Annotated in this window: 14 protein-coding genes; 4 read left to right on the forward strand and 10 right to left on the reverse strand. The window is 39.9% G+C overall.

Translation table 11 applies throughout. From position 1 onward, the window contains the following. The first annotated feature begins 63 nt into the window (after positions 1–63). Positions 64–2,415 carry a DNA helicase PcrA gene (pcrA, locus tag CAL6303_RS18825; RefSeq protein ID WP_015199412.1) on the forward strand — a complete coding sequence of 784 codons (2,352 nt, stop codon included), beginning with the start codon at positions 64–66 and terminating at the stop codon, positions 2,413–2,415. A gap of 86 nt (positions 2,416–2,501) precedes the next feature. On the opposite strand, the gene CAL6303_RS18830 is transcribed toward pcrA, so the two are convergent. Both CAL6303_RS18830 and CAL6303_RS18835 read right to left on the reverse strand, forming a co-directional pair. Beyond that, a complete protein-coding gene (locus CAL6303_RS18830; protein WP_015199413.1) occupies positions 2,502–3,560 on the reverse strand; it encodes a sensor histidine kinase in 1,059 nt (352 codons plus the stop codon). A gap of 7 nt (positions 3,561–3,567) precedes the next feature. Next, positions 3,568–4,725, reverse strand: a complete 1,158-nt coding sequence (locus CAL6303_RS18835) for an FIST signal transduction protein (protein ID WP_015199414.1) — start codon at positions 4,723–4,725, stop codon at positions 3,568–3,570. A 534-nt stretch (positions 4,726–5,259) separates the two neighbouring features. Here CAL6303_RS18835 and CAL6303_RS18840 point away from each other — a divergent pair. Further along, complete coding sequence (locus CAL6303_RS18840; protein ID WP_015199415.1) at positions 5,260–6,705, forward strand: folate/biopterin family MFS transporter; 1,446 nt, start codon at positions 5,260–5,262, stop codon at positions 6,703–6,705. A gap of 128 nt (positions 6,706–6,833) precedes the next feature. Continuing rightward, a complete protein-coding gene (locus CAL6303_RS18845) occupies positions 6,834–8,312 on the forward strand; it encodes a carotenoid oxygenase family protein (protein WP_015199416.1) in 1,479 nt (492 codons plus the stop codon). Positions 8,313–8,470: 158 nt separating this feature from the next. Here CAL6303_RS18845 and CAL6303_RS18850 read toward each other — a convergent pair whose 3' ends face one another. After that, the gene (locus CAL6303_RS18850) at positions 8,471–9,079 is read right to left on the reverse strand and encodes a pentapeptide repeat-containing protein (RefSeq protein WP_015199417.1); all 609 of its coding nucleotides are present in this window, start codon (positions 9,077–9,079) and stop codon (positions 8,471–8,473) included. 720 nt (positions 9,080–9,799) lie between these two features. On the opposite strand from CAL6303_RS18850, the gene CAL6303_RS18855 reads away from it, so the two are divergent. Then, positions 9,800–12,871, forward strand: coding sequence for a filamentous hemagglutinin N-terminal domain-containing protein (locus tag CAL6303_RS18855; protein WP_015199418.1), 3,072 nt, complete (start codon positions 9,800–9,802; stop codon positions 12,869–12,871). Positions 12,872–13,478: 607 nt separating this feature from the next. Here CAL6303_RS18855 and CAL6303_RS18860 read toward each other — a convergent pair. The 7 genes from CAL6303_RS18860 to CAL6303_RS18890 form a co-directional block, all read right to left on the reverse strand. Then, entirely contained in the window at positions 13,479–15,266 is a 1,788-nt protein-coding gene (locus CAL6303_RS18860) for a serine/threonine protein kinase (RefSeq protein ID WP_015199419.1), read from the reverse strand. Positions 15,267–15,587: 321 nt separating this feature from the next. After that, positions 15,588–16,064, reverse strand: coding sequence for a hypothetical protein (locus CAL6303_RS18865; RefSeq protein ID WP_015199420.1), 477 nt, complete (start codon positions 16,062–16,064; stop codon positions 15,588–15,590). A gap of 100 nt (positions 16,065–16,164) precedes the next feature. After that, positions 16,165–16,647, reverse strand: a complete 483-nt coding sequence (locus CAL6303_RS18870; RefSeq protein WP_015199421.1) for a hypothetical protein — start codon at positions 16,645–16,647, stop codon at positions 16,165–16,167. 137 nt (positions 16,648–16,784) lie between these two features. After that, positions 16,785–17,765 carry a glutathione S-transferase family protein gene (locus CAL6303_RS18875; protein ID WP_015199422.1) on the reverse strand — a complete coding sequence of 327 codons (981 nt, stop codon included), beginning with the start codon at positions 17,763–17,765 and terminating at the stop codon, positions 16,785–16,787. A gap of 105 nt (positions 17,766–17,870) precedes the next feature. Further along, positions 17,871–18,527 (reverse strand): glutathione S-transferase family protein, encoded by a 657-nt coding sequence (locus CAL6303_RS18880; RefSeq protein WP_015199423.1) that lies wholly within the window; start codon positions 18,525–18,527, stop codon positions 17,871–17,873. Positions 18,528–18,644: 117 nt separating this feature from the next. Then, positions 18,645–19,868: a PQQ-dependent sugar dehydrogenase gene (locus CAL6303_RS18885; RefSeq protein WP_015199424.1), complete on the reverse strand. Its 1,224-nt coding sequence runs from the start codon at positions 19,866–19,868 to the stop codon at positions 18,645–18,647. Positions 19,869–20,303: 435 nt separating this feature from the next. After that, positions 20,304–21,596, reverse strand: a complete 1,293-nt coding sequence (locus tag CAL6303_RS18890; protein WP_041739768.1) for a glycoside hydrolase family 10 protein — start codon at positions 21,594–21,596, stop codon at positions 20,304–20,306. Positions 21,597–21,725: the final 129 nt, after the last annotated feature.

The following is a 21,725-nucleotide window of genomic DNA, read 5'->3' on the forward strand; positions in this document are numbered from 1 at the left end:
TATGGATGGAAATTCGGTAGGATAGTGTAGCGTATCTAATTAACGTGAGACTAACCTCGCTCCATGACAACAACTATCGACTTCCTCAGTCACCTCAACCCCTGTCAACGCCGCGCTGTTGAACATTATTGTGGTCCTTTGCTTGTTGTTGCTGGTGCTGGTTCCGGCAAAACAAGGGCATTGACTTATCGGATTGCTAATTTAATTTTGCAACATCGTGTCGATCCAGAAAACATTTTGGCGGTGACTTTTACAAATAAAGCTGCCAGGGAAATGAAGGAACGGATTCAGAAGCTGTTTGCTGAACAGATGGCAATGCGGGAGTTTGGGGAGAAATTTGACCTGTTGCCAGAGTACGATCAAGTTAAACTGCGATCGCGTGTTTACAGAACTGTGATTAAAGATATGTGGTGTGGTACTTTCCACAGTCTGTTTTCACGGATTTTACGGATGGATATTGAGAAATATCAAGATGAAAATGGGCGAAAATGGCAGAAGAATTTTTCAATTTTTGATGATTCTGATGCCCAAAGTTTAGTTAAGGAAATAGTTACTAAACAACTGAATTTGGATGATAAGAAGTTTGATCCGCGTTCGGTAAGGTATGCAATTGGTAATGCCAAGAATAAAGGACTTTCACCTAAGGAATTTGAATTAGATCAGCCTAATTACCGGGGTCGGGTAATTTCTCAAGTTTATAGTGCTTATCAAGATAAGTTAGCTGAAAATAATGCTCTTGATTTTGATGATTTAATTCTAGTTCCAACTCGATTATTTCAACAAAATTCCCAACTTTTAAATTATTGGCATGGCAAATTTCGCCATATATTAGTTGATGAATATCAAGATACAAATAAAACTCAATATGAATTAATTCGTCTACTTTCCACTAATAATCAATCTAAAAATGATTGGAATTGGAATAATCGTTCGACTTTCGTCGTGGGGGACGCAGATCAGTCTATATATAGCTTTCGCCAAGCTGATTTCACTATTTTACTAGGCTTTCAAGATGACTTTGGTGATGGTTTAGCAGATGATGATACTAGCACAATGGTGAAGTTAGAAGAGAACTATCGCTCTTGTGAAAATATTTTAGAAGCTGCAAATCATCTGATTGAAAATAATACTCAACGGATTGATAAAGTCCTCAAACCTACCAGGGGAGCCGGAGAGCAAATTTATTTATTTAAAGCTGATGATGAGGTGGTAGAAGCCGACTTTGTAATTAATCAAATTCGACGGATGGAAACAGAACACCCGAATTTAAATTGGGGTAGCTTCTCAATTTTATATCGGACAAATGCCCAATCCCGTCCATTTGAAGATTTACTGGTTAAATATCAAATTCCCTATACTGTAGTTGGCGGATTTAGATTTTACGATCGTAAAGAAATCAAAGATATTTTAGCTTATCTCAAAGCCATCCAAAACCCTGCCGACTCTGTAAATTTACTGCGGATTATTAATACACCTCGACGGGGAATCGGCAAATCAACCACCGATAATTTAACCCGTGCAGCTCAAGAATTGGGAACTAATTTGTGGGAAATACTGAGTGATGAGACATCAGTTGCGACATTAGCGGGACGTGCGGCAAAATCAATTAATAGTTTTGCCGGAATCATTAAGAAATGGCAAACCCAGATAGAAACCCTTCCAGTTGCCGAATTGGTTCAGGGAGTAATTGAAGATTCTGGCTATGTCCAGGATTTGCATACTCAGGGAACTGATGAAGCTTCAGATAGAATCGAAAATATTCAAGCGCTTTACAATGCAGTTTTGGAATTCCAAGAGGAAAACGAAGGAGAGGAAAACGTTAACCTGCAATCATTCTTGGAAAAAACCTCCCTCAGTTCCGATTTAGATAACTTGAAGGAAGGAGAAAGTGCAGTATCTTTAATGACATTACATGCATCCAAAGGTTTGGAGTTTCCTGTAGTGTTCTTGGTGGGGTTAGAACAGGGACTATTTCCCAATTATCGCTCAATGCAAGATCCCGCATCCTTGGAAGAAGAACGGAGACTTTGTTATGTAGGTATAACCCGTGCTCAAGAAAGATTATTTATTAGCCATGCAAGGGAACGTCGGCTCTATGGTAGCAGAGAACCAGCCATGCGATCGCAGTTCCTGGATGAGTTGCCCACAGAGCTAATTGCTACCCCGGGTGGTAAGCGTCAAGGTTATACTAAGACCTCAACAGGTAGTACTAAACAAGCAAAAGCAAAACCTAGTAGTGAAGGTGAAACATTAACTTGGCAAGTTGGGGAACAAGTATTACATCGCTCCTTTGGTATAGGTGAAATTACCCATGTATTCGACTCTGGCAGTAAAACTTCTGTTGCGGTGAAGTTTGCTGCATTAGGGACAAAAATTATTGATCCGAGAGTAGCGCAATTACAACGGGTGGAGTAGCTTAACTGGCAAGCGTTTCCAGCCAAACCTGAAAATCTAATAACGCTAATGCAGGGAATCAAGATAAAATTTTAAGTTTAGTTAACTTAGCTTGCATTATGACTTGGTTGCTTAATCGGAATTTGAATCGTAAATTCTGTTCCTTTACCAATAGATGACGAACAATTGAACTTACCACCGTGTTTTTCACAAATAATTTGATAGCTAATTGATAAACCCATTCCAGTACCTTTTCCGACTGGTTTTGTGGTAAAAAACGGGTTAAATATTTGTGATTGAATTGACTCAGGGATACCATTTCCATTATCTGCGATCGCTATTTCGATCCAATGGCTATTTACTACTGATGTAATAATTTTAATTTGGGCAAAATTCTGTTGAAAATCTACTTCTTCTAGTGCATCAATAGCATTTGCCAAGAGATTCATAAAAACTTGATTTAATTGCCCTGGATAACATTCGACATCTGGCAGTATTGCATAGTCTCTGACAACGAAAATTTCGAGACGTGTTGAGGTGGCTTTTAAGCGATGCTGCAAAATTAGTAATGTATTGTCAATTCCTTGATGGATATCAACGGCTTTGAATTCAGCTTCATCAAGACGGGAAAAATTACGTAACGACAAAACTATTTCTCGAATACGATTGGTTCCTAAATTCATCGAGTTTAGTATTTTTGTTACATCTTCTTGCAGAAATTCTATCTCAATTTCATTTTGAAGCTTTTCAATTTCCTTTGGTGCATTGGGAAAAAAACATCGATAAAGCTGAATTAATCGCAGCATATCTTGGTTATAACTTTCTAAATAACCAAGATTTCCATAAATAAAATTAACGGGATTATTTATTTCATGAGCTACACCAGCAACCATTTGCCCCAAAGCCGACATTTTTTCACTTTGAAGCATTTGTGACTGCATGTTGTGCAAATTTTGTAAGGTAATTTCTAATTCTTCGCTTCTGCTTGCTAGTGCTGACTGCGAATCCTGCAATTCACTAATTACTTGCTTGAGTAAAAATTCCTTAGCTGCAATATCGGTTTCTAGTTGTTTACGATCGCGTTGACAGCGAGCTATTTGTTTTTCTAAGATACGATTTGCTTTTTCTAGTTCCTTAACTCGCTCAGAATCATTTCCACTATTCATAAATAAATTAGTTTGTTCCGATTAGCAGTGTCACAAATGTTTTATTATGAAATTGGGTTTGTCCTTTACTAGTTAAAGGGGCAATTTCACCATAGGCATAGAATCCACAGCAAGGTAATACTTGGGGTAAATGCTTTTTCAGAAGTTGATACTCCTCGCTAGTTAATGTTCCCAAAATTCGCCGACGAGCTGCACAGGAAACTAAGAAAGCTGCTGTTATATTTTTGCCAGGAAAATTAGTTAAAGCTTCTTTGAGGGATGTCTCGGAGGCTTGTAAAATATTTTCACGGGATGCATCAGTAATCTGAACCATTGCTCCCTCTGGAATAGCTGAGAAGAAAGTTACGCTTCCAGACTCATTATCATATCCATTCGGCGCTCGCATGTAGAAGCGGTCGCTATCTTCAAAAACTGCTAATGCATGAATTGCATAGTTGGCGGCAAACTTTTCTGCACCCAGATAATACTGATAAAAATCGAGAGCGCGTTGTCCATCAATTTCGTAAACCACATTTCCATCAACTTTAGTGACACAACTAGGTTTACCAATAGGAGTCCAACCGCTAGCAACTCCAAAGGAAAATTGTAAATTGCCAGAAAACAATAGTATTGGGACTGCATCGCTGAGAACTTGATTTTGAAAAAACTGGTATGTTTGAGAAAACGTATAGTCATCAGCTGTCATTCCCCCAATAATAGGGACTTCCTCTCCCAAACTCTGCTTTAATCCTTCCAAAATCAAAACCCCGTTATTACTTAAGCTATCTGGGAAAGTTAGACATAATTGAGGTGGGGCTGAAATCTTCGCTTTTGCCATCTCAATGGCTTGTTTTGTAATCGATATGGGATTTTTTGATACTCCTTTTCCCAATCCAGCTTTAATTTCTACTTCATCGGAAGCAAAGACCATTAAAGTTAAGGAATCTTGTTGAAACCCCATGGATGAAGAAATTTCTCCATTCGTGGTGCCACCAATCAATTCAATCCCAGGGAAAGCATCTTGAATTTGGCTTAAAATTAGGGCGTGGTCAAAATCGATTGCCGCAAATAAAATACCCGCTTGGGGCAATTCTCCCTCTAGAGTTAGTTTGCATTGTTTAATCACTTCGGCAATTGCGGATGCTGAATCAGGATCAATACTATGACCAGTAGCAACTTTAAACATTAGTTTTTCCTATCAACCTGAAAATATGACGTTGTGTGCTAGGTGATTTGGGTTAATAAATCTACCGTTTGAGTTGGTTTCGGCTATGACTTCTAAGCGAAGTCGAATGACGCTCAACCTGGGTATATTCCAATACAATTCAGATAGAACCAGAAATCTTGTAGAGACATAGCACTGCTACCTCTCTACAGCAGACAAAAATATTGTGATTAGAACGTTAACTGAATCGTATTGGGGTATATTCTTTGTTGGAAATCGCCTAATTGAAGTCAAAAGTTAAATCAGACATAGCCTAAAATCACATATTTATTATTCCCAAGAGTTATTCGCCAAAAACTAGAGACGTAAAATTACTTTCCAGGAACGTCCCAAGTTAAGAAATAGACTGCTTGCAAGCCCAGAATTTATACCAGATGAAGCGAGTTGCGTTAAGTTTCCCTCTGGCTTTGTCATCACATCCTCTCATCTATCTACAGCAATTGCGAAAAACTCGATAAGATATAAAAGTAGATAAATCTTAAAGATTATTCATCAATGCTGGTTTCCTCCTCTGGTTTCTCCAAGGTCAAAGAGTTGGTAAAGGAAAAAATTCTCTTTGGCAATGAGCCAAGTGCTGAATTGATCGCCATTCTGACTGTTTACTTTGTCCAAGGTATCTTGGGGTTGGCGCGTTTAGCCGTCAGCTTCTTTCTCAAAGACGAACTGCGGCTAAGTCCGGCGCAAGTTTCAGCACTTTTGGGAATTGTGGCTTTACCGTGGATTATTAAGCCCTTGTTTGGTTTTATTTCCGATGGTTTACCGATTTTTGGCTATCGTCGCCGCCCCTATTTGATTTTGTCGGGTTTGTTGGGGACAATTTCCTGGATATGTCTGGCGACTGTCGTTCATAGTCCCGTGTCTGCCACAATAGCGATCGCGCTTGGTTCTCTTTCGGTTGCTGTGGCGGATGTGATTGTCGATTCCCTGGTGGTAGAACGTGCCAGGGGTGAGTCTCAAGCAGATGCTGGTTCCCTCCAATCCTTGTGTTGGGGTGCTTCGGCAGTTGGGGGATTAATCACAGCTTACTTTAGTGGAATGCTGTTGCAGTATTTTAGCGATCGCACTATCTTTTTAATCACTGCTACGTTTCCGTTAATTGTTTCTGGTGTTGCTTGGTTGATTGCCGAAACACCGATCAACAAAGATCAAACTCAATCGGAAAACACAGCGATAGATATTAAGCAACAAATTAAACAGTTACGCCAAGCTATTACGCAAAAATCCATCTGGCTTCCAACTGCATTTGTATTTATTTGGCAAGCTACACCTACCGCAGATTCTGCGTTTTTCTTCTTTACCACCAATGAACTCCACTTTGAACCGGAGTTTTTAGGGCGTGTGCGTTTGGTAACTAGTTTAGCTTCCTTGGTCGGTATTTGGATTTTCCAAAGATTCCTCAAAACCGTCTCTTTCCGCGTCATCTTCGGCTGGAGTATCTTACTTTCTTCAGCTTTAGGAATGACAATGTTACTCCTAGTTACCCATACCAACCGAAGCTTAGGTATAGATGATCACTGGTTTAGCTTAGGTGACAGCTTAGTACTTACCGTCATGGGACAAATAGCCTACATGCCTGTGTTGGTATTGGCTGCTAGGTTATGTCCTCCCGGTGTCGAAGCAACCTTTTTTGCCCTCCTCATGTCGGTTTCTAACTTAGCTAGTTTAGTTTCCTATGAACTAGGTGCAGGTTTAATGCATTGGATGGGAATCAATGAAAGTAACTTTGATAACCTAGCTGTACTAGTAATAATTACTAACCTCAGTACACTTTTGCCCTTACCCTTTTTGAATTGGCTTCCTGGTAGCGACATCGAAGAAAATCCAGCTAACCTCCCCCCAGCTGCTGTTCATTGCCACGAACAATCATTAATACCGGAATTTGTCCCAGAATTAATTCTGCGTCAACCCAAACCGAGGAAGAAGGAAGAAGGGGGATTTTGAGATGAGTTTTTAAACCCCCGAAGTTCGTTAATCAATAAAAATAGTGAATTTCAGGTAAATTCAGTAACCCTGTAGAGACGAGACACGTCACGTCTCTCTTTGTATTTAGGAATATTTCAAATTAAAACATGCAAGCATATCAAGCATCTTCTACCACCGAAAAATCCTACAGCCTTGAAAGTTGGCAAGGTGGATATAAATCTTTAAAGCAAGAATATGATTACTGGATCGAAGATATTGAAGGTGAAATTCCTCCAGATTTATCAGGAACATTATTTAGAAATGGTCCCGGTTTATTAGATATCAATGAACAGCAAATCCATCATCCTTTTGATGGTGATGGGATGATTAGTAAGATTACATTTACAGATGGACGCGCCCATTTCCGTAATCGTTTTGTCCAAACCGAAGCCTATATCAAAGAGCAGAAAGCCGGGAAAATCCTTTATAGGGGCGTATTCGGTACCCAGAAGCCAGGTGGGATGCTGACGAATATCTTTAATTTTAAATTAAAAAATATTGCCAATACTAATGTTATTTACTGGGGTGGAAAACTCTTAGCCTTGTGGGAAGGTGCGGAACCCCATATTTTGGATCCTATAACCTTAGAAACATTAGGAAAAGAGTACTTTAATAATGTTCTATCTGAAGGTGAAGCATTCAGCGCACATCCTCATTTTGACCCCAGTTGTGCAATGGATGGGGGAAATCCTTGCATGGTGAATTTCTCAATTACACCAGGACTTTCCACCACAATTAAAGTATTTGAATTGGATTTATCTGGTAAAGTAATTCGCAAACACGCTCATTTTGTCCCAGGATTTTGCTTTATCCATGATTTTGTAATTACCGAGAATTATTGTGTCTTTTTCCAAAATCCGGTTAAATTTAATCCTATTCCCTTTGCTTTAGGAATGCGTGGTGCAGGGGAATGTATTAAGTTTGATCCAAATCAACCGACTCGTGCCATAGTTATTCCTCGAAATCCCAAAAATCAAGAAATTAAGATTTTAGAAATGCAATCAGGCTTTGTATTTCACCATGCTAATGCTTTTGAAAAAGCTGGTGAAATCGTCATTGACTCGATTTGCTATGCAAATTTACCCGAAGTAGAACCTGGAAGCGATTTCCGTCAAACTGACTTTGATGCACTTTCACCGGGACAACTATGGCGTTTTCATCTCAACTTGGAACAGCAAACCGTACAAGGGAAATTACTTGAAGCTAGATCTTGCGAATTTCCCAGTTTACACCCTGAACTCGTCACGCGATCGCATCGCTATCTCTACCTAGGTGCAGCACACTCAGAAACTGGTAATGCACCATTACAAGCTTTTATCAAAGTAGATGTAGAAACCGGAGAAAAACTACTTTGGAGTGCAGCACCTCAAGGATTTACTGGGGAACCCATATTTGTCCCACGTCCAAATGCAACGAATGAAGACGATGGTTGGGTACTGGGATTAGTATACGATTCACAACATCACCGTTCGGATGTGGTAATTCTCGATGCCAAAAACTTAACCGTAATTGCTAAATTACACCTCCAGCACCATATTCCCTATGGATTACACGGAAACTTTGTCAACCAGGTATTTTTAGGCTAGTAGATGAAGGCAGTAGGCAGTGGAGAAAAGCCCATTACCACTGCTAAACCCTTACAGATTGTTTATGTGTTGCAACACTTTTTTGAATCAGAATATAACAGGAGGCAAATCAACTTTAAGTTTCTTCCTCCTGTCTTCTACCTAATTTAATTTTTCACCTAATTTTTAACTTGCTGCGGGGGTTGCATAGATGAACCAGGTGCTTGGTCTGTAGCACAAACACTACCACTAGCACCATCTAGTTTAAACTTATTACAATCCCGTTTGATATCTCGTTGCAATGACCATCCATAAGGTTTATCAGAAGTAACAACACTGCTTGGTGTTGTTGTCAAACGGAAGTACGCACCTCGATAATTGGTCATTTGCTGTGTTGAACCCTTGAAGTTAGTTCCTTCTAGGTTCGTACCCATCAAGCTAGCAAAACTTAAATTGGCATTTTCAAAGGAAGCTGCTTTGAGAGTTGCCCCAGTTAAAGATGCACCGTACAAATTAGCATTATTAAGTACAGCACCTTCCAGGTTTGCCCCAGTTAAATCAGCACCTCGGAGATTAGCACCAGTAAAATTAACTCCTTTGAGGTTCGCATCACGCAAAATTACCCCACCTAAATTAGCCCCACTAAGGTTAACCCCACTTAAATCACAGCGCGGACAGTTGCCAGTGGCTTTAAGTTGTTCTAAGTCTTGTTGATTTTCTGCTTGGGCTTGTCCAGCCAATCCAAAATAAAGCAGTGCCGCGACAGTTGTCAAAATCCTGAAGTTCATTCGGTATTACCTATGTTTCTATTGCCATACTTACATATACGACCTTATACGGGAAGAAATAGGAATAAAGTACGGATGAAGAAGTTGCAAAAAACCCGTAAATTATCGTAAAATTAATTTATTGGTAGTTTGGGAACTTATAATTGTTACGCTAAGTCACTTCCAATTTAAAAAACCTTCATCTGGTGCGGGCTTCTAGCCTACACAAAATAGGCTAGAACCCTGTTCCACCAATGGATTGATTAGGGAATTATTTACTTGGAAATTCCTCAGTCTACTAAAGTCCATTGTTGATATCACTGATAGTTCGATGTGACGAAAGTGAAGAACTGATGAATACTATGTGAAAATACGATAAAATAAATCATCAGAAGCTGCCAAAAGCAACATAGCGTAGCTATGATGTAATCACTTAAGAGCTATACCGAAAATCATATAAGCCGATAACTATTAATCCCCTCAGTAAAGAAAAACTTGACTGGGGGGATAAATTTTGAGCATAAATACTGTAAAAGTCTCAGTAAATACCCAGATTTAGTGATAAATTCCCGTATAGTGTGATTAGGTCGCCATTAATTTTTATGTAACTGTCTAATTTAATCTGTAATTCATTTTACAATCAGAACACGCAGATTAACGACATATTTGCTTCGACAATACTTAGCAAAATCCCATCAATAGACCTTCTGTAATCTCTCATCAAAGCCTAAAAAAACGCTTATGGATTGGATTATAGCCAGAAAAATAGTATTTACATTTGCTGTATCACTCACTTTGACGCAACCTGTCAAAGCGCAAATTATTCCAGATCAAACCTTACCCCAAAACAGCAAAATATCTCAACCTGGATGCAATAACTGTGATATCACAGGGGGAACTCAAGTTGGCAATAATCTTTTTCATAGCTTTGAGCAATTTTCTATTCCTAAAAATGGTTCCGCCAACTTTAATAACTCCGTTAGTATAGTTAATATTATTAATCGCGTTACTGGTGTATCTCCATCAACAATTGATGGGTTAATAAAAACTAGCGGCAATGCTAATCTTTTTATCCTTAACCCCAATGGGATTCTTTTTGGGGATGGTGCAAAATTAGAGATTGGTGGTTCATTTTTCGCTACAACCGCAAATAGTTTACAATTCGGTAATTTGGGATTTTATAGCGCTGTCAATCCTAATTCCCCATCAGAGTTACTCACTATAAATCCTTCGGTATTTTTCTTCAATCAAATGAAACAACAGGTGCAGGTAAATAATAGTAATTTATCAGTACCAGCTAATCAAAGTATCTTCTTGGTGGGTGGAGATGTAAATTTAAACAATTCCAAATTGCAAACACCGGGAGGAAAAATTGAATTAGCAGGAATCGAGAATAATGGAAGTATTGGATTGGCGGTAGAAAATAATAAATTTAGCCTCATTCCAAACAATTCAGAAAGAGCAAATATATCTCTTACAAATAATGCCAAGATTGATGTTACTGGAAATGGTAGCGGAACTGTGGCATTAACAGGTCGAAATTTACAAATAACTACAGGTAGTGTAATTGCAGCAGGTATTACTCAACAGTTGACAGGAGTTCCCTCACCCGGAGATATTAACATTAATGTAACGGACAAATTCCAGATAAGTGGCGATAGTATAGTTGCAAATATGGCAAATTTTCGTAGTAATGGAAAAGCCGGAAATATTAATGTTAATGCTAACAGTGTAGAAGTAACTGGTGGAATCATTCGTACCCGCACATCAGGAAACGGTGATGCCGGAGACATTAACATTATAGGTGATAATATTTACATTAATAATCCTGCTTATAAAATGCCAGGTCGTGATACAAGACTTGAAGATAAACCAGCACTTGATGCAAGCAACTATACAAATGATGCCCTTAATTCTGGTAGAGGTAGAAGTGGAAATGTCTCTCTCAATGCCAATAATTCAATTACTTTAATTGGTCTAGGAATAGATGAGGAAAACAAAGTTATTTCTACCTATAATCGTTCTGGAGGTAACGGAGGTGGAGGTATTTCACTCATTGCTAACGGGGCAATTTTGTTCGATAATGCTTATGTTGTCACCAGTAGTTTTAGTAGAAATGGTGCGGGAAATGTCACCTTGCGTGGGAATGGATCCATATCACTTATAAATAATAGTGCCATCAATTCAATCAGTTTTGTTAGCGGTAATTCTGGAGATATTTCATTATCCTCGCAAGGTCCCATACTACTAAGAACAGGTAAAATAAATACTCAAGTAGCTAATGATATTGCTGTCAATCAACCATCATTAGGTAATGCAGGGAGTATCACCATATCTGGTCAGTCAGTGATGATTCAAGATGGAACAGAGATAAAATCTAGCTCTTTTGCAGGTGGCAATTCTGGGGAAATTAAAATTATTGCACCAGAATTTGTGGAAGTATCAGGTAACGGTATATTTCCAATACCAAGAGGTTATCGTCCACGCAATTATATATATAGTTCTGTCACTTCAAGTAACGAAGAAAAAGCAATTGGAAATGGAGGGAATATTTATATTTCTACCAATACTTTGCGTTTAGCAGATGGAGCGCATATTCGAGCAAATACTCGCGGTCCTGGAAAGGGTGGTGATATTACGGTAGATGCGAAAGTATTAGAACTGATAGGTGGAGGACAAATTATTACCACTACATCCGGTAAAGGGGATGCTGGTAATATTACTCTTAACATCAAAGACCAAGCTAATATATCTGGTTTTAATCCCGACTATGACCAAGATTTTAAACAAGTTGTTGCCAAAATATTAGCTGATTCTAGTGGTAATAAGGTGCCAAAAACAGCAACTCAACTAAAGAATGAAGCGCTAATTAAAATTGGTTCTATTAATTCAGCTAGTGGAATTTTTGCCGATGCATCTGATAGTTCTATTGGTCAAGGAGGAGATTTAACTATTAATACAAATAGTCTTGAAGTTAGAGATCATGCAAAACTAACTGTTACTAGCGATGGTTTGGGAAGTGCAGGCAATGCAAATATTAATGCTGGTACTTTTATTTTGGATCGTTCTAGTCTGACTGCTGACACTGGCAGTAGAAATTCCGATCTAAATTCTGAACAAGCGACTATTAATATACAGTCACAGAATCTATTTTTATTTAGAGGTGCCAAAATTACAACTAACGCATCTGGTAGCAATGTTGTTGGTGGTAATATTAATATCAACACGGAGGTTTTAGCCGCACTTCAAAATAGTGATATCAGTGCTAACTCTGCAAATTTTCGCGGTGGTAAAGTATTTATTAACGCTGAAGGCATTATTGGTACTCAATTCCGAAATTCCTTAACAGATGAAAGTGATATTACAGCTACCGGAGCGAGTCCAGAATTAAGTGGTAAGGTGGAAATTATCAGTCCCGACACAGACCCCAGTCGAGGTTTTATCCAGTTACGTGAAGGTTTAAAGGATCAAAGTGATCAAATTGATCAATTATGCGGTAGGGGTAAAAAACCTCTAGGTAGATTTGTTGTTACTGGTAGAAATGGAACCATACCATCTAATCCCATTATAAATTTGATGCAAGGTGAAATTGATTATTCAGAACTTGCTACTTTGGATGAGAGTAATGCTACTACTAAATTGAGTTCAATTCCTGATGGTTTGATGGTAAAAAACCCGGAACCTAATAGAATTGTGGAGGCTCAAGCAATAGTTAGGGGTGCTGATGGCATATTATATTTAGTGGATAAAGCACCGACTGTCAGACCTAATTCTCGTCCTACAGTTTCCGCTTGTGCTGATGTTGGGAAATAGTCACTAACTCAACCCTAAAGGGATTGAGCTTGTAAGAAATTGCAAGCTGTGCTGACCAGACCACCTAGTAATAGGTAGCCGTTATTTGAGTCACGACACCTCGGAATGCGTAGCTAGTTCCCCGCTCTGTCGCTGTAAGTTAAACAGTTTTAAAGTCACTGAAACAGTGCTTACAGCCTAACAAGCTCTTATAACAGGTCGGAGCTAACATTACCCCGAAAGGGAGATGGTTTCCAGGTTCCAATCAAAAACCTGGATTTTAACATCCACGGGGATTAAAATCCCTACCTTCGGCACGCAAGCTGCGTGTCGCTTCCCTCTCAGGTCTAAAGACACTGAGTTTCCCGCATACCGAGTATTTGTGTGAGCTATTAGCTGTTAGATTTTAGCTAAGAGGGTGTTTATAAAATAAATCTTAAGTAGGGTGTGTAAAGCCCTCCGGGTATGACTGCGCTAAAGAACGAAGTTCGTAACGCACCATGTATCTGGTGTGTTACGACGCATTTAGATTATCGTTCAAGCAGGAGTGTAATCGTGCGTCTTTTGTTGTAGCTTGCTTCCCGTAGGTTATGCCGCAAGGCTATACAGAACCTACACTGATAACTGATTATTTCCAACCTAGCAGACGTAACCAGGGAATGATTGTGTAGTGACTAATAGCGACAAAAAAGCTAATTAGCACCCCAACAAAGGTGAAAAAGAAGGTTTTCAGAACTAAGTTTGATACTGTTACGGTTTGTGGATCAAAAATATCGATGGGAAATAGATTCAGATTAATTAAAAATGCAAAACTGAGGGCTGTCCCAAAGGCAGTAATGATGGAATAGACGATATGATGACTACGAAACCCTAAGCCGAGGGTAAGAAAAGTGACAGCGACTAAAATTAATCCTGTTATTGCTTCCGGTAGACTTCTTGTGGCTATACCTTGGAGGACAAACCAAGAGAGACAATAACCAATGATACTGGTGATTGATGCGATCGCATAACGTCTTTGTTGGTTAAATACTCCGGATGTTGTGAATCCGCAAGCTGTTCCTAATCCAGCACTGGCAAATAATAAGATGTCGGATGCGGTTAGGGGTGAGTTGTTAGGAAGCACTAACATGAGTTGGTTAGAAACTAATGTGGCAAATTCTTCACCCCAACCTGTTTGATAGGTTAATAATGCCCCAATCATGGTACCAAGGGCTGCGCCACTACCTGTAAGTAACATTGCCCAAATTGTACTTAAACAAGCTAATACTGTTGTGGTGACTGTTTGCAGCACAAAAAGTATTGCTGTGGAAACCATTTGAGTCACAAACCTTGCTGCTTGTATCACCCCTGCGGAGACTTGGGAAAAGAAAAGTGGTGGTGACACTTTTACGGCTGTGGTAATTTGTTGAGTCACATTACTGATGGATTGTTGCAACTGGGAGATACTGCCATTTGCCACCGATATTTGTGACATTTGCGTCAATCGCCTTTGAATCATAGCAGTTGTTGCCGGACGCGATCGCGCATCTGGTTTGATCATCTCATCTAGTAAATCCCCTAACTGCGGTTTGACTGTGACTAAATGTCGCCATTGCAATTCCCCTGTAGCAGAATCTTCCAAATCGGCTGGATTTTTCCCCGTGAGTAACTCCACCATAGTTCTACCCAAGGCATAAAAATCCGTAGCTGGGGATACATTTCCCCCAATTAATTGTTCTGGTGGACTATAACCAGAGGAAAATAACCGTGTGGAATTGGGAGGACGGCGCATGTTAGAGTTAAACTGCTTCACTCCCCCAAAATCAATTAATACTAGTTGATCACCTTGTGCTGCCCCCCGTGAAAAGGCAGCAGTCCGCAACATCATATTTGACGGCTTGATGTCACGGTGAATGATTTTACACTCGTGCAGGTGCTTCAGTATTTCTACTGATTGGATTAGCCAATTCAACACTAATCCCTGGGGACAACCTTGAGGATATTTTTTTTGAATTTCCTCCAATGTCATCCCATCAATTTTTTCCATCACCAAACAGTGCAACTGCCGGGGTTGAGGATGGCATAATTCCAGCTTGAATAAACCATCAGATTCCACCTTGGGAACCCCCGGATGTCGCAAGTGACGTAAAACTGCGGCTTCCTGTTCAAATAATTCCAGTGCTTTGACAGAGGTTTCCACCAGAATCTTCAGCACTTTCTCTGTTTGTGTTTGTAAGTCCCAAACTGTATAAATTTGAGCAAACCCACCCGAACCTAGGGTTTGTAAAGGGACATACCGATCGTTCAACTGTAGCGGTGCGCCACAGCTATTACAAAACCGATTTCCCCAGGGTTGAGGAAACGGACGTTTACAGTCGGGATTTATGCAGTGAATCGCACTCTTGTTTCCGTGGGACACAACCGCTCTCACACACATGCTTTAGTTAATTGTACTAAAAACTGAGAATTCTTGACTGTAGACTGCTAACTATTGATCATTTTGCCAGTAGTTAAGTGGGAAACCTAATATGTGCAGCCGATTCCAGGTTGAAAAAGTAACATAAATATTTCTTTTACTACTTTTTAGAAATTATATAGGAATCCGATTTGATTTTTGTTGGTGTAGCCTGTGCTTTGCACTTACAAATTTAAGTATTGTAGGTTGTGTATAGCCCTACGGGCATGGCTGCGCTAAAGACGGAACGTCGTAACGCACCAAACCCTTGAAAATTTGTGATGTGTTACTTGTAGCAATTATTTATTTCGCTGCCGATTGTGCTACTTGTTGTTGTAGCGATCGCGGTTCCATAAAAGAGAGATATTGCTGGATAATTTCTGGAGGCAAGAACTCTAACAGCAATTCATTTTCTACCCAAAACTCAATCACATCAAAATAATCACCACGATGACAACGTACCATTCGCCAATCTTCACGATCAGCGATCGCTTGAATCTGATCTTGGCTAACTGGGACAGAAATAGCTGCATGGATGGCAGTGTGATTTGATGAGGCTGAATTGTGTCGAAGTTCAACAGCCTCGTTGACTTCGTTACTAGGAAATAGAGTAGTTCCCAATGGGTGAACCTCAATCATTGTCCCTTGAGAATCGAATGCTAAGGCTACATAGCTACCAGAATGACTGGGAAATGGCACAGATTGTCCCTGTAGTATCTCTGCTAATACCTGGCTAACATGTTGTGGGTTATGAGCGGCAACGGAAATATGATGAATCATGATTATTTACTCTTTATACTGCGAGGAGTTATCTATAAGCAAGGGGAAGACCGGGACGGGGCTTGCTTCCCCTGCCTCTTCCGGTTATCAGCGATCAGCTTTAAGCTGGTACCAGCTGAATTGGCAGTCCAAACATTTTCTCAATTATCTCTGGTTGCATAGTCTGTAAATATTGGGGTACAAATTCTGGTGTTAAGAACTCAAACAGGATACGATTTTCCACCCAAAACTCGATGGCACTGAATGGAACCCCTTCTCCTTGCTTACGAGTCAAAACCCGCCATCCTTCACGTTTACCGATCTGCTGGATTTGTTCTTGGGTTGTGGGAACCACCATCGCTGTATGGTTAGCCACTAATTTGCTTGGTTCTGCTGAAAGTACCTGGGCTGCTTTGACATCATTACCTGGAACCCATACATCACCCTCTTTAAACACCACAATGTGAGTACCATAGTTGTCAAAGGGCATCACCAGATAACTACCAGGAATGAAAAATTTATATATCTTGCCATTTAAAACCTCAGCTAGGGTAGTAGCAACTTGCAATGGATTATGAGCATCGATCGAAATATGCAGAATCATGAGTACAACTCCATGAAAATCAAAATAAATATTCGATTAGAGTACTATTACTAATAACGATCGACTGCTGATAATTATGCGTAGTTCACCACCGTAGGTATCGCACTTCAAGACTCTTTACTTCGGTAAAACAAAGCTTAACCCCAAGAGCGTGGTTTACCACCGTAGGTATCGCACGCTTCATCAAAATCGATAATTGGTCCTTTGGGTACAATTCGATTAGGATTAATATCGGTCATACTCATGTAATAGCCATGTTTGATATGGTCGAGATTACAAGTTGCTTTGAACTCAGGACGCTGATACAGGGCTTTAAGGTAATTCCAGAGGTTGGGATAGTCGATAATTCGCCGCAAATTGCATTTGAAGTGACCGTAATATACAACATCGAAACGATACAGCGTCACAAACATACAAATATCGGCTTCCGTGAGACGATCACCACATAAATAGCGCCGCTGACTGAGAATAGTTTCCCATCGATCTAAACCCTCAAAAAGTTCTGTCACCCCTTGTTCATAAGCTGCTTGCGAAGTCGCAAAACCAGCTTTGTAGACCCCGGCATTAATTGCTGTATAAATTAAATCGATAGTTTCATCAATTTGCGGTTGCAAATCGTCTGGATATAAGTCTATTTTATGCGTTGTCAATTGGGCAAACTCCACATCCAACATCCGCATGATTTCGCGGGATTCATTATTGATAATGGTTTGAGTTTGCTTATCCCACAACACCGGAACCGTGACCCGTCCTGTATATTTGGGTTCGGCTTTGAGGTAGATTTGTTGTAAATATTTTGCGTGGTTTACTGAGTCGGGAATACTTCCTGGTGCTTCGGAAAACATCCAGCCCTTGTCACTCATCACAGGGTCAACAATAGAAATAGAGATAGCATCTTGTAACCCTTTAATTTCCCGCATAATTAAGGTACGATGCGCCCAAGGACAACTTAAAGCAACATAAAGGTGATAGCGTCCGGATTCTGCCTTAAATCCACTAGAACCATCTGCGGTGATGCGATGGCGAAATGTTGTTGGTATCTCACGGAACTCACCATCTGGATTTGGCTGATTCCCATCGGTTATCCATTTACCTGCAACCATTATTCCTGATGCCATAGTTATCTCCTGGGAGGGATGATATAACTATTTTGCCTTTACTTAACTATAAATACACCTCTCTTGAGGAATAGCGATCGCGTACAGCTCACATGAGATGTATAGCTAAGATCGTCTTTCTAAAATTGCCCGAATACTAGGAATAGCAGACGCGATGGCATCTGCTTTCAAATCTGTTTGTTGCCAACTGTCCCTCTCAAGAAGCTTTTGCGACCACGCTGTTAAATTTGGGTAAGTATTCAGAGAAAAGCCAAAATGAGGCAATGAAGGTACAAGGGTTCCAGCAACAATATCGGCTAGGGTAAGTTTGTTGTTAACAAAATAAGTATTCCCATCTAACAAATTTTCATAAAATTCCATCACAGCGATAATTCGTTGTCGAGCATTCTCTATTTTGCGATCGTCAACCTCCAGTCCCACCAACTGACAGGTGAAAGGAATCGTCGCCAGCTGAAGTTCATTAACTGCGATTGTTTCTACCATCCGCACAGTCGCAATATCTTCAGCTTGATTTGGCATTAGGGATCGAGTTGGATACTTTGCTTCTAAATAATCCAGAATTGCTAAAGACTCAACTACCCGCAGTTGATTATCAATAATTACGGGAATACGTTGCAGTGGATTAATAGCTGTAAATTCATCACCCAATTGTTCCCCGTCTAAATTCACCAAAATTGCTTCAAAGGGAATTTCTTTTTCCAGTAATGCAACCCAAACACGGCGAGCGTTAGTCGAAACGGGGTTGTAGTAAAATTTCAGCATGGAAATTCTTAGTTTTAAAACTACTAAAACTACATTTATATAATTAACCCTATCATCAAATAAATAAACTACCCTAATCTCAGTCAAACAAGTTAGGGTTTATCTATCTCTATTCTTTTATCGGGTAATGCGCAGAATTTTGTCCTTTTGTGATGGACAATTTCCTCTGCCATCGCAGTTACTAGTTGTAATATATAACTCACCATCTGATCCCATAATCGCCTCCCTTAATCGTCCGTATTTACCTTGCAAATACACCTCATGCAATTGAACTTGTTCAGGTGACTGGGGATTAAAAACAACACGTTGTAAGTGTTGCGAACGGAGGGTGGAAATAATTAAGTTACCTTTCCATTCGGGAATAGAATTACCAGTATAAATTGCTGCTCCACCTGGGGGTAGAGCGTTACGCCAAACAATAGATGGGGTCACAAGTCCTTTCCCTGATTCGCAGCGGTAGGTGGTGGGCCACCCCAAATTGTCGCCTGCTCTTGCTACACTGACTTTATCGTGACCACTTCTACCCAATTCACCGCTAGGTCCGTGGTCTGTCACCCACAGTGTAGATTTGTCACTCCAATCAAACCCTTGGGTGTTACGAATACCAGTGATATACACGGGATTTTTGGCAAATGGATTGTCTTGGGGTACCTGTCCATCGGGGGTTACACGTAAAATTTTTCCCGAAAGGCTATTAACATCTTGAGAACTTTGGGGATTTCTGGCATCACCAGTACCTATATACAGCATTCTATCAGCACCAAAGCGAATACGACCACCGTTGTGGAATTGTGCTACGGGAATATTGTCCAAAATTACCCGATCTGATGAGGCACTAAGTCCATTTTCCGATAGTCGCCATCGTTCAACGCGATTAACCTGCGACCCATTTATATCGGTAGTATAGTAAACATAAAAAAGTCGGTTTTTGGCAACGTCGGGATGGGTTGCAATTCCCAGTAAACCATCTTCACCACTTTCTGTAACATTTATAGTAGCTACTGGTTTTTCCACAAGTTTACTGTCCCGTACCAACCTAACTCGTCCAGGTCGTTCAGTAACTAACATATCCTGATTTGGCAGAAAAGCTATGCCCCAAGGAACTTCAAGACCTGTCACCACTTCTTCAACCTTGATGTTGACCTTTCCTTCTGTACCAAAACCATCTTCTACTAAAGTACAGGCTTGATTATTATTAGTTTGCTGACTAACTTGTTTTGTTGTTTCTGCTTGCTGATTATTAGCGTTTGCCGACTCAGATGTTGGTGAGGTGCAAGAAATTATTTCCAGACAAAGAATGCTAATTAGTAATTTTCCTGTGATTGTTTTCGTCAATTTCATGATAGATTTATTCCCAAAAATTGCTAGATTATAGTGCGAATAGATTAAAGTGCAGAAAAATAGAATTATCAAGTGAATAGACTTCAGGAACATTATTTGTGAATGCTTGATAAGTCTAAATTTGAAGTAATTTTAATAATATTCAAGCCTCTATCTATGACAAATTTGTCTGGGAGTAACTTGCTATTTTGACTCTCTGATTACGAGGCAAAGCTAAATTATTATATATAGTGTCTATGTTGCCAAAGCTAATCAAATCTATCTAAAGACGTGACATACTCCTACAGTAACTCTATGCCTTAGGGCATTTTCGGGCAACGCGATCGCGTTGCCCCTGAAACCTTTGTGGAAACTACCCCGATCGATTCATACCTTATGTTTAGCAGATTAGAGAACGAGAGCGATCGCTCTCGTAAATAAATAGTACTAAACAAATTACTGCTGCCTGTTTGCAGAACGAAACGCTGGATTAGGGAAAAGTGCCTGAAAGGCTGATTTTCTCTCGCTTGCAGATTCTAAACCAGAATCCCACAAACTTTCATAATAGAAAAAGACTGCACCTAATCCTCGTTCTTGAACCAGCCTTACCTGAGATTGGATTTGTTGAATCGGAACCGGACTATTTCTTAATCCTGTCATAATTCCAACGCCAGTAGGGATACTTTGCAGCGCTTCTTGCATTTCCGGACGGGAAATATTGTTGGTGAAGCTTTGTAAGTTGGGATTGTACACCTGTACAATTAACTCATCGATAATATTTAAGCGTAACCAAGTCAGCCAATCTTGGAGATGGAATTTATAGGCAAAGTCATAATAGTTGGGAGAAACCGAGAAAATTAGATTGGGTTTCCTTGCTTTTACCTCTTGATTTAGATGCACCATAAATGTGGTAATTTTATCTGCACGCCAACGCATCCACATTTGATCTTGAGGATTACTTGGGGGAGGATTTCCGGTTTCTTGAGTATATAAAGCTATCGTGTATGGATCGTAACCGAATTCATAGGGTAAACTCATGTGGTCATCAAATTGAATCCCATCAGCATCGTACTGAGTTACAATTTCTAGGACTAAATTAGAAATGAACTCTTGAACTTCTGGATGAAAGGGATTCAACCAAACTACTTCACCACCAGCACTAATAGATGTATCAGTGCCATCACGTTTGCGAGTTAACCATTCGGGGTGATTTAGGGCTAATTCCGAAGTGGGGGGAGCCATAAAACCGAACTCAAACCAGGGAATCACTAATAAACCTTGGCGATGTGCTTGATTAGTTAAATCAGCGATAATATCGTGTCCATCTGTCCCTTTATATACAAAAGGCTGAATCTCGGCTTTTTGGGCAACAGCACTAGGGTACATCGCATAACCAGAATTCCACACAACTGGATATACTGTGTTAAAGTTCATTTGACGAAGCTTGGTGACTGCATCTTGCACCTTGGCTCGATCTCTGAGAATATCAAAGTCGTTATTGGTCATCCAAACGCCGCGAATTTCGGGACGGCTTTGTTGGGCGATTACAGGTGTGAAACTGTTGAGCAGCAACACAGAAATTAAAGACAATATAAACAGAAGTGGGGCAATAGACTTAAGCGAAGTTGGCAAGATATGAATCGTTCGCTCCCACCATGGAACAATGAAATTGAATTTAGCTGGTTTGAGGAATGAGTTTTTCACCCAATTCAGCCACCGCATATTGTTATGATGGAATTTAATCGTCATGTCGTCTTAGTTATCTACGCTTGCAAAAAAGTGAAATAGTAATTGGGTGCCATGAAAAAATAGAAGGCAACAGATAGGAGTTGCAACTTGTAAAGCAAAATCTGATTAAGTGCTTTACTTTGTTTTCTC

This window comes from Calothrix sp. PCC 6303 (assembly GCF_000317435.1).
Lineage (GTDB): Bacteria > Cyanobacteriota > Cyanobacteriia > Cyanobacteriales > Nostocaceae > PCC-6303.